At 60.4% G+C, this 16,274-nt stretch carries 9 protein-coding genes; 6 read left to right on the top strand and 3 right to left on the bottom strand.

The features are described 5' to 3' along the window. From K3A84_RS20015 to K3A84_RS20005, 3 genes are all read left to right on the top strand, one after another. Positions 1-2,084: strawberry notch C-terminal domain-containing protein (locus K3A84_RS20015; RefSeq protein WP_225011257.1), on the top strand; the 2,084-nt coding region annotated here is incomplete at its 5' end. A 53-nt stretch (positions 2,085-2,137) separates the two neighbouring features. Beyond that, positions 2,138-2,551 carry an MbcA/ParS/Xre antitoxin family protein gene (locus tag K3A84_RS20010; protein WP_196276528.1) on the top strand — a complete coding sequence of 138 codons (414 nt, stop codon included), beginning with the start codon at positions 2,138-2,140 and terminating at the stop codon, positions 2,549-2,551. Next, a complete protein-coding gene (locus tag K3A84_RS20005; protein ID WP_212608772.1) occupies positions 2,548-3,282 on the top strand; it encodes an RES family NAD+ phosphorylase in 735 nt (244 codons plus the stop codon). The genes K3A84_RS20010 and K3A84_RS20005 overlap by 4 nt, the downstream gene beginning before the upstream one ends. Before the next feature lie 50 nt (positions 3,283-3,332). Here the strand turns inward: K3A84_RS20005 and K3A84_RS20000 are convergent, their stop codons facing one another. From K3A84_RS20000 to K3A84_RS19990, 3 genes are all read right to left on the bottom strand, one after another. After that, the gene (locus K3A84_RS20000) at positions 3,333-3,845 is read right to left on the bottom strand and encodes a DUF6933 domain-containing protein (RefSeq protein ID WP_212608773.1); all 513 of its coding nucleotides are present in this window, start codon (positions 3,843-3,845) and stop codon (positions 3,333-3,335) included. Between the two features lie 218 nt (positions 3,846-4,063). Next, on the bottom strand, positions 4,064-4,969 hold the full coding sequence (locus tag K3A84_RS19995; RefSeq protein ID WP_225011256.1) for a 3'-5' exonuclease: 906 nt from the start codon (positions 4,967-4,969) through the stop codon (positions 4,064-4,066). Positions 4,970-4,982: 13 nt separating this feature from the next. Then, entirely contained in the window at positions 4,983-12,452 is a 7,470-nt protein-coding gene (locus tag K3A84_RS19990; protein WP_225011255.1) for a CHC2 zinc finger domain-containing protein, read from the bottom strand. A 332-nt stretch (positions 12,453-12,784) separates the two neighbouring features. On the opposite strand from K3A84_RS19990, the gene K3A84_RS19985 reads away from it, so the two are divergent. The 3 genes from K3A84_RS19985 to K3A84_RS19975 all read left to right on the top strand — a co-directional run bounded on the left by K3A84_RS19985 (position 12,785) and on the right by K3A84_RS19975 (position 16,169). Further along, on the top strand, positions 12,785-14,773 hold the full coding sequence (locus K3A84_RS19985; protein ID WP_225011254.1) for a ParB/RepB/Spo0J family partition protein: 1,989 nt from the start codon (positions 12,785-12,787) through the stop codon (positions 14,771-14,773). A gap of 167 nt (positions 14,774-14,940) precedes the next feature. Continuing rightward, positions 14,941-15,879 (top strand): ArdC family protein, encoded by a 939-nt coding sequence (locus tag K3A84_RS19980; RefSeq protein WP_225011253.1) that lies wholly within the window; start codon positions 14,941-14,943, stop codon positions 15,877-15,879. Positions 15,880-15,890: 11 nt separating this feature from the next. Continuing rightward, a complete protein-coding gene (locus K3A84_RS19975; RefSeq protein WP_225011252.1) occupies positions 15,891-16,169 on the top strand; it encodes a hypothetical protein in 279 nt (92 codons plus the stop codon). Positions 16,170-16,274: the final 105 nt, after the last annotated feature.

The raw sequence follows: 16,274 nt of genomic DNA, 5'->3' as shown, positions 1-16,274 counted from the left end.
CCACTCTGAGCTGCGCGCAGCCCAATGATGCGCCCTCTTACCTCAAGCGAGGAATCTCAATGCTTAATCAATCTATTACTTCAAATAATACACACCCCAGCAGGACAGAACAGCGCTTCTTCGCGCAGCTGCTTCTGTCGATGAAGCTCCCTAGCCTGCTGCCCGCGATCGATACGGCGATTGCCGATGGTCAGGCTGTTGTCGTCCAGCTGGTGTCGACGGCAGAAGCCATGCTCGACCGGCGACTTGCCGACCTGTCTGACGAGGAACGCGAAGCTCTCGAGATCGACCTCTCCCCGCGGGAATACGTGATCGACTATCTCACCAAGAGCTTTCCCGTTCGCCTGATGGCCGTGTTTACCGACGAAAATGGCAATCCTCGCTCCGAGCCGATGAGCGACGAGTTCGGCGCGCCCGTGCTGTGCCGATCAGCACTCGCCGCGCGCGACCGGATGATCGAGCAGCTCTGCGCCTTGCCGCAGATCGCCACTGCGCTTGATGCCATCATCGAACGCTTCGGCGTCGAACAGGTTGCGGAAGTGACCGGCCGGACGCGCCGGCTCATCGTCGGCCGCGATGGTCGCCAGAAACTCCAATCCCGCTCGCCGCGCGCCAATGTCGCTGAAACCCAGGCATTCATGGACGGTGCCAAGCATATCCTGGTGTTCTCCGATGCCGGGGGAACCGGGCGCAGCTACCATGCCGATCTCGCCGCGAAGAACCAGGCCCGCCGCGTCCACTTCCTGCTCGAGCCGGGCTGGCGGGCTGACGCCGCAATCCAGGGGCTTGGCCGGACCAATCGCACCAATCAGGCATCGGCCCCGCTGTTCAGGCCCGTGACCACCGATGTGCGCGGCGAGCGCCGCTTCATCTCGACGATTGCGCGACGCTTGGACAGCCTCGGCGCTCTGACGCGCGGACAGCGCCAGACCGGTGGCCAGAACCTCTTCGATCCTGCCGACAATCTCGAAAGTATCTACGCCAAGGAGGCGCTCCATCGCTGGTTCGGCCTGTTGTTCACCGGCAAGCTCGAAGCCGTCAGTCTCGGGCGCTTTCAGGAGCTGACAGGTCTCCGGATCGAAGCGTCTGATGGTTCGATGGTCGATGACCTGCCGTCGATCCAGCGGTGGCTCAACCGCATTCTTGCGCTTCCCATCGCCCTGCAGAACGCGATCTTCGACGAGTTCATGGGGCTGGTCGAAGCGCGCATCGATGCCGCCCGGCAGGCCGGCACGCTCGATCTCGGCCTCGAGACGATTGCAGTCGAGGACTTCACGGTCCTGTCCGACACGCTGCTGCGCACCGATCCGGCATCGGGCGCGACGACCCATCTGCTGGAACTGGAAATCGCCAGAGCCCTGAAGCCGCTGACGCTGAAGCGGCTCGAGGAGCTTCACGGCCTCACCGGGCAGCAGCAACGGCCGGTTCGAAATGCCCGCTCAGGCCGGGTTGCCTTGCTCGTGCCTGCCCGCAGCATCCTTGCTGATGACGGCACCCGCGTTTCCCGCTTCGAACTGCTGCGCCCGTTGAAGCGCACTCACATCACCGAGGATCAGCTCGCTGAGAGCAGCTGGGAGGCAATTCCCGTCGACGCTTTCCACGAGGCCTGGGCAGCCGAGGTTGAGGAAGCGCGGACCAGCCACAAGCGCGAGCGCTTGTATCTTGCGACGGGCCTCCTGCTTCCGGTCTGGGACAAGCTCCCTTCGGATTTCGTGAGGGTGAGCCGCATCTCGGCAGCGGATGGCCGTTCGCTCCTCGGCCGGGAGGTTCCCGTCCACTGCGTGCCCGAACTGTGCCGAGCGCTGGGTCTGGAACGCGAGCTGACGCTGTCCTCCGATGAAATCGTGCAGACCGTTCTTGCTACTGGCCGGGCTGTGGAATTTGCGGGACGCGAGCAGTTCATGGTCAAGCGCAGCCTGGTCAACGGCTCACAGCGAATCGAGCTTACGGGATGGAGTGCTGCTCGGCTCGACTGGTACAAGGCCCAAGGCTGCTTTACCGAGATCATCCGCTATCAGACCCGGCTCTTCGTGCCGATCGAGGGCGCGGCGAGCGTGATTGCCAGACTGGCATCATCGGTATAGTTACTTGCCAAATGGCATTATATTGAATAAGTGCTGCCATATGGAGAACTGCCATGTTGGCTCTGCAACCCGTTGATACTGCCGTTACCGCCTTCCGTCCCGATCCGATTACGCAGGACGAGGCAGCTGCCATGTTCCGGGCAGTCCTCAATCTGTTCGGCAAATGGGAGTTGACCGACGAGCAGGCTGCAACGCTGCTCGACATGCCAGTGCGCTCCTATCGCCGATGGAAGGCAGAAGGCCCGGGGCGCATCTCGCGTGATGGGCGCGCGCGTCTTTCCAACCTCATGGGGATCCACAAGGCGCTTCGCATCATCTTCTCGGAGGCGACCCGCGGGTACACTTGGATCAAGGCAGCGAATGAAGCGTTTGGCGGAGCCAGTGCGCTTGACGTGATGCTGGGAGGCGAGCTTACCGACATCATGCGGGTGCGTCGCTACCTCGACGCCGAGCGCGGTGGCTGGTGAGCGAAACAGCAGAAATCCCCGTTTCTAGAGTTGAGTGGAAGGGCGCTGTCAGGATCATCCGCAGCGCCTTTCCGCCGATCGACCTGTTCGAGGACGTCGCCGATCCCGCGGACTGGCCGCTGCTGATCTCGGCCGAGCAGAAGACCAATCCACGCATTGTGGCGACGATTGGCAATCTCGACCTGGTACCGATCAACCGACGCGTCGGCGGAAACGGAGCCTCCTACCTCATGGCGCCGTTCACCCATGTCAGCATTGACCGGCCAAGCCGATTTACCGACGGAAGTTATGGCGTGCTCTATGTCGGCGACCGGTTTGAGACCGCGTTGTTCGAGACGATCCACCACCATGCGCGGTTCATGGCACGAACTAGGCAAGCGCCTGGCTGGACCTCGCAGTTCCGAGAAATCATCATGGCGGTCGATGCAGAATTGCATGATCTCCGAGCTCTGGCGGGGGCGCCGTTTCCGGCGCTGGATTCTTACAGCTACGCCACATCCCAAGCGCTCGCGCGGCACCTCAGGGGCGCGGGATCGGACGGCATTGCCTACCCGAGCATCCGGCACCCCGGTGGGGAATGCGTCGCGCTCTTCTACCCTGACTGCGCGTCAAACCCCTCACAGGGACGGCACCTCGACTATCATTGGGATGGCCAGCGCGTTGACCTTGTCCGTGATGCCGGATCAGGGGCTGTTTTCCGCATCGTCGATTTGCCCCCCGATCCTGACTGATCGCATGAGTTGGGCTATAGGATGTCCGAGAAAAGCTCCGGCCAGCGGACTCAAGTCTGCGCACGAGCCTTCACGATCTCATGCAGGGCTTTGTCCGGCGAAACTGGGCCCTTGTACAGCGGGCTACACGGTGTCTCCGCTAGCTTGGCGGAAATCGCCAAAAGGTCGTCGTCATCACCCTTTTCATAGGCATAAGCGGCCAGCCAGAATTCGGCCTGTTTGACGAACTCATTGAGGATGCCCAGAACGCTCCGGTTTGCAGTCTTTGCGTACTGGACCTTGTCCATCCGCCAGACCTCCTGGGCAATGAATTCGCTTGGGGCGCGGTGCTCCTTCAGAACCAGAGCCAATTGTGCGGGGAATCTTCGAGCAAGCGTGGCCGCCGGGGCCAGCGGCATAAGCACGGGAAGCAGCGTGCGCTCAGAAACCAGCAACGCCACCTGCGGCTTCCAGAACAGGACGGTGGCATACCAATTGCCCAGTGCGGTGTCGCTCTGTCTGGGCTCAGCGATCTCGGGTTTGATCCGATCAAGCAGCTTCTTGGTGCAGTGGAGGTGGAGCATCGCGTCAAATGGATAATGTTATGTGTTCAGCACGTCCATTAACGCGACATGCATTGATCAACGGTCGGGATTGAGCGACCCCCGCTGGGACTTTGCAGCGGTTTGGAATCCAAGCATCAAACAACAGCTTTCGCCACCAACGGCCACCCCAGATATAAAGCCCTTGCTTCGGAAAAAAGTGTTCTTCGATAGCGTTCGCTGAATGCCAACGTGGGGCTCTAAATCGCACGCATAGAATAGCGCTGAAAGGCAGTTATCTCAAACATCGGAAGACGCACCGGCGACCGGAAGATCTCCGATTGTAGGAAATCTACCTCGGCGTCGACCAGATCGGAGGGAACCTCCTTCCACCACGCCCTCGGGCCAAGCGCTCGGTCTGCATTCCATTTGTAACCGCGATGCTTCAAAACGTCCTTCATCTCGAATGGCGCGGCATCCGCGAATATTCGCCAAGTTGGCTGGCGCGCAGTCCTCAAGACGCTGCTGAGCACCCGCTCGCCACTCTTTGGAAGCGTCATCGTCAAAAGCGCAATACCGGCCTCGCAATCATCGACCGCGCGGTGCGCGTCGAAAAAATACTTAAAGCCCGACAAGAGCTCCGACAATCGTCGCCCTTCGACGCCCTCTTCCTTCCAGGGAACATCGCACATCGTGCAGGCCCACGGTTTGGCGGAAAATATGGGGGAGATCCGTTCGACGAGCGGTCGGTCGAACGCGGCATTGTGGGCGATTATGATGTTCGCTTGCTCCACAAATGCTTCGATTGCGGGGATATCCAGCCGGTGACCAGCTACAAGCTCGTCTGTCAGGCCAGTGATTGCGGTTATCTCGGCGGGAATCGGGTCCGCTGGCTCATTGAACTGGTGCAACGGCTGTCCAACCGAAACGATTCGCTCGTCAAGGCCGTATTCGAACGGCGTGACGGAGATTTCGATTATCTCGCTGACGCGAACATCTAGGCCGGTACTCTCAACATCTAGAAACATGCCCGTTCGAGTCTGGACACCGTCGCTCGGCTCGATGCGTTCACTGAGCTTCAGTCGTCGGAGGACCCGAAAATCTCCCGACGCCTCAAGTCGGCGTGCCAGGTCTTCAAGGCAGCGGTCAGAGTCGGTGTTAGTCATCTGTCGCTCCACGTCAGCCGATGCCCCGCGGTGGTTCGTCCTGCATCGAGCGAGGGACGCCAAGCAATGGCTTGTCGCTTTTCAGCGGGTCTTCCCCTTCGACCGGAGCCACACTGTTCGTTCCCGGCAGCCATCGATCATCGACGTACAGCCAATCGACGAGAGCCGGCAATGGTGTCATTGGCGGCATTTCATAGCGTTCGGATCTGAAGGAATCGGTCCGTTTACGGAGCCAGGCAGGATCGTCCGCAAACTCCTCAAGCACGCGAAGCGCCGCTAGCGTTTCGGCGATGGCGGCCTGATATTCCGGTGACGGTTCCTCATCGCGGGAAGCGACATTCAGTTTCGCCCGCCAGACGGATTCGAGTTCTAGCGCCTTGGCGAGCTTGCTGCGTGCCTCCGCAAAGGTGAATGCTTTCCCATCGATCGTCCGTGACCGGGGCTGACGCTGCTTGTTTGGATATGCGCCGACGCCGGCATGCCCCCCCTTTTCCGTCGCGAAAAAGATTGGAAGATGCGCGACAAGCCGCAAAGACCGATGCTGATAATGCGGTCGGGGGCGCTGATCCGTGGTTCTTAGCAAGTCTAGGTCGGCAATGACCATAGCCGCTTCGGTGTCGCCTAAGGGGCCGCTGTGTGAATCGCCAAGCTGGAAGATGCCCGGAGCCTTGGATCCGTAGGGCGTCTTGATCCCTTCGGTCCGCTTCCACCCGTCGAGGCCAATGAAGCCGCTCTGACCGCAACTCGCATGCGGTACGACGGCATTGCAAAATGCAGTGACCAGTCCAGCAGCCAGATACTGGTTTTGCCCGAAGATATGATAATCGGCCGATCGGGTCGTCATGGCGGGAAGGACAATCAGCGTCCGCTGGAGCGCTTCGCCTCTAAGAAGCGCGCGGCTAGTGTCACCGGCGACCTTGGCTGCGTTGCGAAACGCCGTCCATCGAGCGAACTCGTAAATGTCATTGCTGACATGGTTGAACATTGTCTCGCCGCCCTTGCCTAGGCCGTATCGGTCAGCGAGTTCGTTGTTTTCCTCAATGATGCCGACGAAGTTCGCGCTGCTGGCATGCGGAAACATCTCCGAGCAGACGAGTTCCAATGAGAACGTCCCCAGCTTGAACGGATCCCTTTCGTCGACCAGCAACGGGTGCCATGGCTGGTCGAATGGCGGCCTGATCAATTCGCCGGCCGCAGCGGATGGGTAGCGCTTCTGCCGCGCATAATGCTCCACTTTCACGATCGCGCGGTCATCGACCTTCGCCTGCAGACAGGTCAAAACGGCTGTATGCGCCTCCCAACGGTTGATCCCCGGTGGTAACGGTCCGTCGATGGACGACCTATAGGGGGCCGTCGCGTTATCACTGAAATCCAGGTCGAGTTGTGTCGCATTGGGAACTCTGAAGGTGCCGCACCAAACGGTAATTTGCCGTGGTTGCGTCTTAAGCTGACGCGCAAGCCAGTTGATCGTTTCCGGTCGGAGACTGTATTCCGGGAATACGAGGCCATCGACCTTGAACTCCGCGCAGGCCTTCAGAACTTCCCGGATCAGCGCGCGGCGACGGTGTTCAGACGTCGAAAGAAATACGCCGCCATTCTTAACGGTTGCAGGGTCAGCTGGCTTGTCACCGGAGGGAGAGACCAAACCTTCGTAAACCCCACCCTTGTGTCCCGGGCTGTAATAGCTGTCGGCAACATCCCATTGGACCAGCGCAACTCGATGCGTGCCGAAATTCTTGGCAACGGAACGATCGCTCCAGGATCGGACGCGCTTTCTGTCGATAAGCGCCAATGCCTCATCCAGCGTAATCAGATCGGACTGCGCGGATGGAACTATGGTATTTTCTAGCGAGGTCGCGGGGTCCTGGCCGGTAGAGGGATCCTCTAAAGTGCCTTCAACGATTACCGGAACAGGCATGACTTCCGGCACCGACCGGCGCTCCGCAGGAGATGACTCAGTCTGGAGTGATCCTCCGAATGCGGCCTCGCCAAGCTTGCGCGAAACGAGATGCAGGCCAAGGATTTGATCGCCGCGGCGCGAGATCGAATACGGGAAGCGCATCCGGCTGCCGACCGGATAGGCCTCCATCGAAGCGCCACGTTCGCCTCGCACATAAGACACATCAATCTGCCACTCGGCAAGGCTGACGGAACTGCCGTCGGCCAGGCGCATGATCGGACGGTCGGCTTGGCTGTCGCCAGTTCGGGGATTCGACCAAGATATTTCATCGCTAACGCTGATTGCCGTCGAGTCGGTGACTTGCCGCAGAAGCGATGGCAGATCGGAGGGACGTTGCAGAAGAAGTTGCTCGAACACGTCCCACGGCCAATTGGGGGCGTTCGCGGTCGCTTCCGAGCTGCTAGCAAAATACCGCAGGAGGCCTTGGAGCGCAGCTTCAGCACCGGCAGGTCCAGAATGTATCTGCCATAGGGTCGGGCGGGTAAAATTGCCTAGCTGGCGTACGGGCACGACTTGGATGAGTATAGCGACCAGCACGACCCAGCCGGACGGCGTGATCTGGTCGCGTACGAAATTGAGCCCCCCGCGTTGGCCTAGAACCACTTGGCAGAACGCGCGCACGACCCTGGTAACCTGAATGGCGAGACTGGGGTCGGTGGTTGCCGACCCCTCATTGATCATGATTAGATCAAGGCCCACGATGTCCGATACCCAAGCAAGATCAAACTCGGCATCGGCGAGAAGGTTAAGCGAGTCCTCGGGCAAGCCGGCCGCGATTTCAAATGCTAGCGCCCGCAGATCCGCGATTGCAGCGAGTGTTTCGGCACCTGCTTCCAGCGCATTTAGCGAGTCCGCGGCGTCGCCAGGGATGTTTGTGCCCGCATTCCCGATTGCCACTGACAGTGTCTGCCAAGCCGCGGCGCTTCGTCGGTGCGGCAGCGAGTGCGGGGTAGTAATGTCCCAGTGCTTAGCAGCTTCAGGAAGCGCGCGGCTCACCCTTCTGGTCGCTCGAGCAAGAAGCTCGGCTGCATTACCGTTCGAAGTAAGGTCGTCGAGCGCATTTATGCGCTCGCTCATGAACATTCCTTCAGAGACGGCTGCGACCAAGCAGGACGCCGCTTCGGCAGCGGTGCCGGCACGATCGAAACTCTCGAGCAACGCCAGGGCGCGGCGGATGCGCGTAGGGATCGGATTATCTGGCGCACCCTCGCCCGGCCCCCACCGATCGGCCCCAGAAAGCCGGGGAAGCACGCGCGCGACGATAGCTTCTCGCCGATGGAAATCCTCATCCAGCGCAGTTGCGGCCTGGGCATCCATCCCGGCGTCATCGTCATGGGATGGCTCGGCGCGGTTACAGGCGTCCCGCACGGCCCAGCCATAGCGCCACAAGTCCGCTCCATCCGAGTAAACGCCGCGCGCCTCCAGCGAGGGCCCGACACGGACGAACGCGTGGCCGTCGACGCTTGACCGAGGCGCCGGCCATGAAATTAGCTGCACGCTCGAAAAGTCGATAACGTCATCAGCGATGTTAGCGAAGAATGAGAACGCTGTCGGGACTGGCACACGTTCGGCATCGAGATTGAGTTGTTGCGCGAACAGGGTGAACCCCGCGCGGTAGAGATTTGCGATTTCTGCCGGCGACCATCTCCGGTCATTCTCGACTAACAGTCTGCAGCCTGCGGGGAGTGTCGCTTCTCGCAAGGCGACGCCAGGCACAGTCTGCTCATTCAAATCCGTCCAAGTCACGCCAACCGGCGGGGCTTCTGCTGCGTCGGGCGACGCGAGCAGTAAGCGACCATTAGGACACCACAACAGAATTCCGGAGGACTTAAGGCCCGGTGGCGAGGGCAATGGCATCGCGCCCGGCGCGCCAGCAATCAACCGTGTCAACCGTGGTCGACGCGATGCGATAACGCCAAACACGGCGTACGTGACGTTGACCAACGTCGCTGCTGCATCAAGTTCGATTTCGGTCGGAGGCTCTGTACCTCCATCGATATCATTCCCCGGAGCCCAGATGCTTAGGATCGATTGTGTAGCGTTGACGACTTCGTTGGGGTCACGCAGCTCGGATCGCGTAAATGTGCCTGGACCTTCATCCTCACCATGGGCTGCTGCGCGCTGGAGTTCGACCAGTGTCTGATTAAGACGGGAGAAGGCTGCATCCGATGATTGCCCGCTGGCGACGACGAGGGTCGGCAACTGGCGTTCGAACGCGGCGTCGTGCTTAAGAAGTGAATGTAGCAAGCCCTCCGGTAGGGCCTGACCGCCACCTATATTCGGCAGAAGAAACTTGTGCAGGTGCGTGAACTGGAACGTGCGTTCGCGCGGTCCCAGCTGCTCGGCGGCGAGACAGGCGATAATTCCGATCTGGCAGCGCGTGTCGAAACGTGAAAGCAGCCGGCCATCGTTGCTGCCAAGCAGCAGTGCTTCGAGCGGTGTAAACGGATCGTCAAGTACCGAGGCAGATAAGGTCTGCAGGTTGCGCGCAATGCGTTCACACAGTTCTTCACCGAATGTGCCCGGAGGAACCGCGAAACGCAACGCCCTGTCTAGGCCCTCCATTGCCGCCAAAGCGATGTCGAGCCGGTCAGTTTCGGTTGCAAGTAGCAATGCGCGGGGTTCGGCCCTGGCGAGTAGCTCTGCAAAGGACGCAGCCAGACTTTCGCCCGAGGTGTCAGTCAGTCTGTCAGACGCGAAGCACCATAGGCGTCGATATGCATTGGCGCGGTCGTTAAACCGGATGTCTGCCGCAGTAAGTGCGATGCTGATCTTGGCGACCCCAATCTCGGCATTTCCCGGATTGTCGAGATCCGGATCAAACAGAAGACCGAGCGCCGTGCGCCGATCGATTTCGCCTGCGTCGGCAAGCGGGTCCATAGCCTCGGTCGTCGGCAAATCGGCAAGCGGTCCGGAAAAACCGAAACCTGCACGATTGTCGGTGATCCAGCCGCGCGCCTGCGCCCGCGTCATCGGTGGGGGCGTCACATTCTTGCGATTGAGCGACAAACCCTTGAGCGCAATCAGAGATTCAACTTTGCGACGAAGTTGAGCGGCAGTCTCGAAATCCCGGCAGATTATGACAACGTCATCGACGTAGCGGGCGTAGGCGGCCGAGCATCGGTCTTGGTCCTCTGTCTCGCCTTGTTCGGTGTCAGCCTCATTAAGCCTGGCAATCTCGGCGCCCATCATGTCGTCGAGGTCGAAAAGAGCGATATTTGCGAGGTAGGCGGAAAGGTCAGGCCCCTGCGGAATGCCCCGCTTTGCCTCCTGTATAGCTTCCTCGCCGGAAACTGGGTTGAAATAGCGAAGTCCGAAGCTGTGCTGGAGCAAGAACCGGGTGAAAACTTCGGATCGCCCCACCGCATCCGCACGTTCGGAAGGAGCGAGCAAGGGCGCGAACGAACCAATATCGCCATCTGCAAAATTCAGGCAGTGGAGTGCGCGTTCGAGCGGTTGTGCGAGAGCATCGCTGAATATGTCGGATCGAATGTGATCGTAAAAGCCAGTAATGTCGAGGCGCAGGATTTGCATCTCGTCATGACGAAAACGCCTGATACGACCATCGAGAAAATCGATGAACGAGCGCCAACATTCGAAATAGGGTCGAAAGATACCCTCACGCCTTGGCGGCGTAAGTCCGTTTACGATCGCCATGTCGATCTGGTAGGCAAAGCTCAACGCGGGTTGTCGGCGCCCATTGCCGGTCTTGTAGATGCCCCCATCGAGTACACAATCGCGCGCATATCGTATGGCCGGGATGCTGTCCGCAAACCTTGGACAATCGTCGCGGTCCCGCAGCAATTCGATTAGCGCATATTGCTGAAGAATTGCGTCGTGCGCAACGGGTCCGGCCTTGAGCCTGTATTTACCGTCTCCTTTGGGCAAATGCCGCGTCAGGAGCGGGCTCGAAGGCCCGTCCGCCGCTGCCAGCCTCGCCCGATGGATGTGAAAAAGAGGGGACGCAGCGATCGCAAGTCGTTCCCAAGCTTCGTCATCAAGGGGATACTCTCGGCGCGAAGTCGACGAGCGTCCGAGTGTCAGTGCGGTGAGAAGGTCTGAGCGATCGTCTGCAGGATCGCGAAACTGCTCAAGAAGCTGCGGCGCCTGCGACGACGCAGCCTGCCGGCCCCCATAGCTGCTTACCAACGCCGCGAACTGAGCCAGGCCAGAATGTTGATCTGCGATTGGTAATGTGGCGATGATCCGCGCCCAGTCCAGGTCGCGCAGCGAATATGCGACGCTTCGGGCAATCGATGCGAGCCGGAGGCGGTTGACCGACGACCAATCTAGCTTGGAGGGCTCTGTCCCCAATCGATAAGCTGCAAGAAATTCAAGTGGCCCAGCGCCCGCTGCCGCTAGCAGATCCCGCGCCGTTTCAGAGGATTTACCGCGCAAGTAAGTGTCGGGATCAACCTTAGCCACGGTTCCCGCCGGTGTGGAGATGACTGTCAGATCGAATGGATGACCATGTTCCAATAACTTGAGGAGATGCAGCACGGCATCGTACGCACCGCGCTTGCCGGCATCATCCCAATCGAAAAAGATGTAAAAGCGGAGCTCGCCATCAAATTCGGCAACTAATTCCTGAATTCGGATGATGCGTTCGATCTGGCCCGGCGTTATCTGCGCGCCGAGAACGCCTAACGCATGAAGACCCATCTGTTCGAGACGGAGGACATCAAAAATTCCCTCCACAAGATATATACTAATGACTTCACGCCGGCCAGTAAGACGCATGTCCTGAAGTGCCTTGAGCAGGCGTCCTTCGCCATAAAGCGATTTCCTGCGAGGAAAGTCGTATGAATAGAGATATTTTGGTTTTTGATCGTCAAGCGCGCGCGCAGCGAAACCGACAATCTCGCCCTGCGGCCCGTCGATCGGAAACACGATGCGACTGCCGCTAAAGAAGCCGCGCAACTTTGGTCCGTAGAGATCGGCGACCTGGTCACCGGCATCGTCGCGTCGAAGCACGCCTGCCTCGACGAGCTGCTCCTCGATCGTGCGGTCGACTCTCGCGCGTTTTATCAGATCGTCGAGACTTGATTTTGCCGCGCCTCTTCTGCGAAGAAAGTCCACATCGAACCCTCGCTCCTCGCAAAAGGCGATGAACTTTGGGTCCGTCGCCGGCATATCATCGAGGCTTCGCGCGAGAAGGGCCGCTCCAGTCGTACGATTGACGACCGGTTGGCGCACAGAACTTATCTCGACACCCTCAATCGAAGCGAGGCGCTGAACCGCCTCCCAAAACGAGACCTTCTCATAATTCTGAATGAGGGAGACGACGTCGCCATGAGCGCCGCAGACGAAACAATGATAATGGTCGCGCTCAGCTCGCCCTACGCCACCGCGATAGAGGTTTAACGACGGATCCTTGTCATCATGGAACGGGCAAATGGCACGGCGCGGTTGCCGGGACCTGCTGTCCACCTGCAGTCCAAGCCGCACGGCGACACTTGCAATATCGGCTTGCTCAATAATCCGAGCAATGTCCGAAGATCCGATTTTAGGTCCGCGAGCCAAAGGATCCCCCCATGAATTCCAGCTTTTTCAATTGAACCCCAGTTATGCTGCTATCATGCGATCCTCAGATTAGTAAGTCACTGAGAAGGCTTTAGACGAATTCAGCGGATGCAACCGGAAGCCATGCATCACTGTAAACTCAGCACGAGGAATGCGAGACCCTAGCCTAAAAGGAGCCCAACCGGATCGCCCGCAACCATAGCCATTCGTCATTGCCCGTGGCTATCGGAAGATTTGCTGCGAAAGCACAAGAGTGGAGCGGGCTTTGCCCTGATTGAGCCATTTGGGCGTCGATGGTCGATGCACCGGGCTCACAATCAGGAGTGTGTCCCATGATCAAGTCGATCCCGCTGAACAAGCTCGTCCAGTCTCCCCGCAATGTCCGCCGTCACGGCGATCCAGCTGCCGAAACCGAGCTCAAGGCCAGCATCGCAGCCTGCGGCCTGCTGCAGAACCTCATCGTCAGGCCCGCCGCCAAGGGCAAGTTCGAGGTCGAAGCTGGGGAGCGTCGCCGCCGCGCGATGCTCGCGCTCGCCGACGAAAAGATCCTTTCCCGCGATCACGAAGTCACCTGCCTCGTGCTCGAAGACAGCGCTGAGGCCGCGATCGAAACCAGCCTCGCAGAGAACTTCCACCGTCTGGCCATGAACCCAGCCGATGAGGCCCAGGCCTTTGCCGCGGTGGTGGTAGGAGGTGCGACGGTTGAAGATGTTGCCCGCCGCTTCGGTCTGACGGTCCGCTTTGTCGAGGGCCGTCTGCGCCTTGCAACGCTTGCGCCGGTCGTGTTCGAGGCCCTTGCCTCAGGCCAGATCACTCTCGACATCGCCAAAGCCTTTGGCGCGACCTCGGACCAGGAGATCCAGACCCGCGTCTTCGAGCAGGTCTCCTCGGCCTACTATGCGCCCAATCCCGACAGCGTTAGGCGCATGGTCCTCTCCGGGACTGTCCGAGGCAGCGATCCACGAGCACGGCTTATCGGCCGCGATGCCTACGTCGCTGCCGGCGGCCGGATCGAGCGCGAACTGTTCGATGACGACGACAGCGAATCTTGGGTCGATGTTGCGCTGCTCGAGAGCCTCGCGACGGCAAAGATGGAAGAGCAGGCCAAAGCCCTCGCCGCCGAGCAGGGTCTTGCCTGGGTCAAGCCGACGCTCGATCCCTATGCCAGCCACGATCTGGTCGAAGGGCTGGTCAGGCTTCCCGCCGAACCGGCGCCGCTGACCGAAGCCGAATTGACGCGGCTCGACGATCTCGATGCCTCCTATGACGAACATGCGGCGATCCTCGAGGATGAGGACAGTGCCGAAGAGGCCGTGGCAGCGGCCGAGGCGGCCATCGAGGCCATCGAACGCGAATGCCAGGAAATCCGGGCACGGCCGCCTGTCATCGCGGCTGACCTCAAGGCCGAGGCGGGGATGATCCTGGTGCTCTCCCGCGATGGTACGCCGGTTCTCCAGCCGGTGTTCTACGGCGAGCGTCAGTCTGAACCCGTCGAAGCCGACGACGGGATCGAAGTCGTTGCAGGCGAAGAAGGTTCGGACAGGCGCCGGACCACCTTGTCGAAACGTCTGGTCGACGAACTCGCGATGCAGCGCCGCGATGTTCTGGCACTGCACGTTGCGTCCGACCCCGGGCTGGCGCTCGACCTCATGGTCTTCACGCTCGCCGATGCCGATACCCACGACTGGCGGGCGCGGGCTGCGAGCACGCTGCGCGCGCCTGTTCCGGCAGGCCCGATCATCGGCTTCGAAGCCAAGGATGCTCCGGCGAGCAGCGCGCTTGCCGAGCTCAGGTCCAGTCTCGACGAGAGCTGGCGCGCTGCAGAGGATGCAACGTCCCGCTTCGATCTGTTTCGGGCGCTGCCGGATGAAAGCCGAGCAGCATGGCTTGGCTTTGTCGTTGCCCGGTCGCTCGAGGCGAGCCTCAACATGGCCGGTGAGCGTCAGCTGCCATTCCAGGATCATATCGGCAGCCTGATCGGCATCGACATAGCGCAATGGTGGCGCCCGACAGCGGCTAACTACTTCGACCGAGTATCGAAGCAGGTGATCCTCGACGCGCTGACCGATGTCGGCGGTCTCGAGCTCTCCTCGCGCTTTGCCTCGGTCAAGAAGGGTGATCTCGCGATGAGCGCCGAGCGCGTCTTCGCCGGCACCTACATCACCGAGGTCGAGGTCCGTGAAAAAGCTCTGGCCTGGGTGCCTGAGGTCATGCGGTTCGCCTCGACTACCCTGGAGGCCGGCGAAGCCGAGCTCGACGCAGCTGACGCTGAGTCTGGTGTCGACGGCGAAATTCATACCCCCAGCGAGCTGGCCGCCTGACCTCCTCCTGACAGGCAAGGCCACTCGTACCTCGAGAAGCGGTCCTTCGGCTTACGCCGGAGGGCCGCTTCCTTTTTGGAAGGAGAGCAGAGGGGGCCTGAGACCCTGTGGCACTGACCGGCGAACCCGTCGCCGATCGTCCAGATGCCTCAATCAGGAGAACCATAATGGCCTATCGCAAGGGGCAGAGCGGCGGCTTGTCGCCCGCCACCCTGATCACCCAGGAAATCATCGCCCGTCTGGAAGCTGGCACGAAGCCATGGATCAAGCCGTGGCGCGGCGTCCCGGTCTCCCGGCCCTTGCGGGCCTGTGGGATTCCGTACCGGGGCATGAACGTGTTCTGGCTTTGGATGGTCGCCGACATGTGCGGCTACGCCTCGCCATTCTGGATGACCTACAATCAGGCAAAATCGCTCGGAGCTCAGGTCCGCAAGGGCGAGAAGTCGACCATCGCGATCTTCTACAAGAGCTACACAAAGGAGGTCGAAGCTCCCGACACTGGCGAAAAGACCGACGAAGCCCGCCGGGTACTGAAGGCCTATCCGGTCTTCAATGCCGATCAGGTCGAAGGTCTGCCCGAGCGCTTCCATCCGGCTGCAACGCTCGAACTGGTTGAGCCCGCAGGGCGCGAAGCCGACCTCGACGCCTTCTTTGCTGCCATCCCGGTCAATTTGCGTCATCAGGGCTGCGAGGCCTACTATGAACCGACCGCGGATCGCGTCACGATGCCGCCGGCCAGCTTGTTCAATGGGTTCGATCACTACTACGCCACACTTGCCCACGAACTGTCGCACTGGACCGGCCATGCGAGCCGCTTGGGTCGCGATCTCAAGAACCGTTTCGGTACGGCTGCCTATGCCGCCGAGGAACTGGCCGAACTCGCAAGCGCCATGCTGGGCGCCGAGCTGGGGCTGCCGGTCACGCACCTCGATAACCACGCAAGCTATATCGAGCATTGGCTCAAGCTTCTGAAGGATGACGACCGCGCCATCCTGACCGCTGCAGCCAAGGCCGAAGAAGCCGCGAGCCTGCTGCTAAAGCTCGGCGGCAGGGTCACCCTCGCGCAGTTCGACGACGCGTCAGACAACGCTGCGCTCGCGGCCTGAGGGAGGATATCATGGGCCGATCGGTCAGCTATCCCAGCGGCGCAATCGTCGCCTTCACAGTGCTTGAGGTCGAAGCCGAAGACGATTGGGAATTCGAGTACGAATGGCTGCGTGACGATCTGCGCGAGCGGGCCGCCAAAGCCTTCCCGTCGCTGATCCCGCACGACGGCTGGCGCGGACGCGAGGACCGGATCCTCATGCGCAATGCCTATGCGGATTTTGGCGTATCGGTCTACGGCGGGCTTGTGGCCGTCTGGATCGTCGAACGGGCTCTGTTGCAAAAATCGTGAAGCTTGAGCATGCTTGGCGGAGATTGGACGGACGGAACGATGACGGATTTCAAGTGGCGCCATTTCCAGGGTGATGTGATCCTGTGGGCGGTGCGCTGGTATTGT

It is taken from the genome of Novosphingobium percolationis, from assembly GCF_020179425.1.
Lineage (GTDB): Bacteria > Pseudomonadota > Alphaproteobacteria > Sphingomonadales > Sphingomonadaceae > Novosphingobium > Novosphingobium percolationis.
The sequence above is the reverse complement of the archived record's forward strand: the minus strand, read 5'-3'. Positions and strand labels throughout refer to the sequence as shown.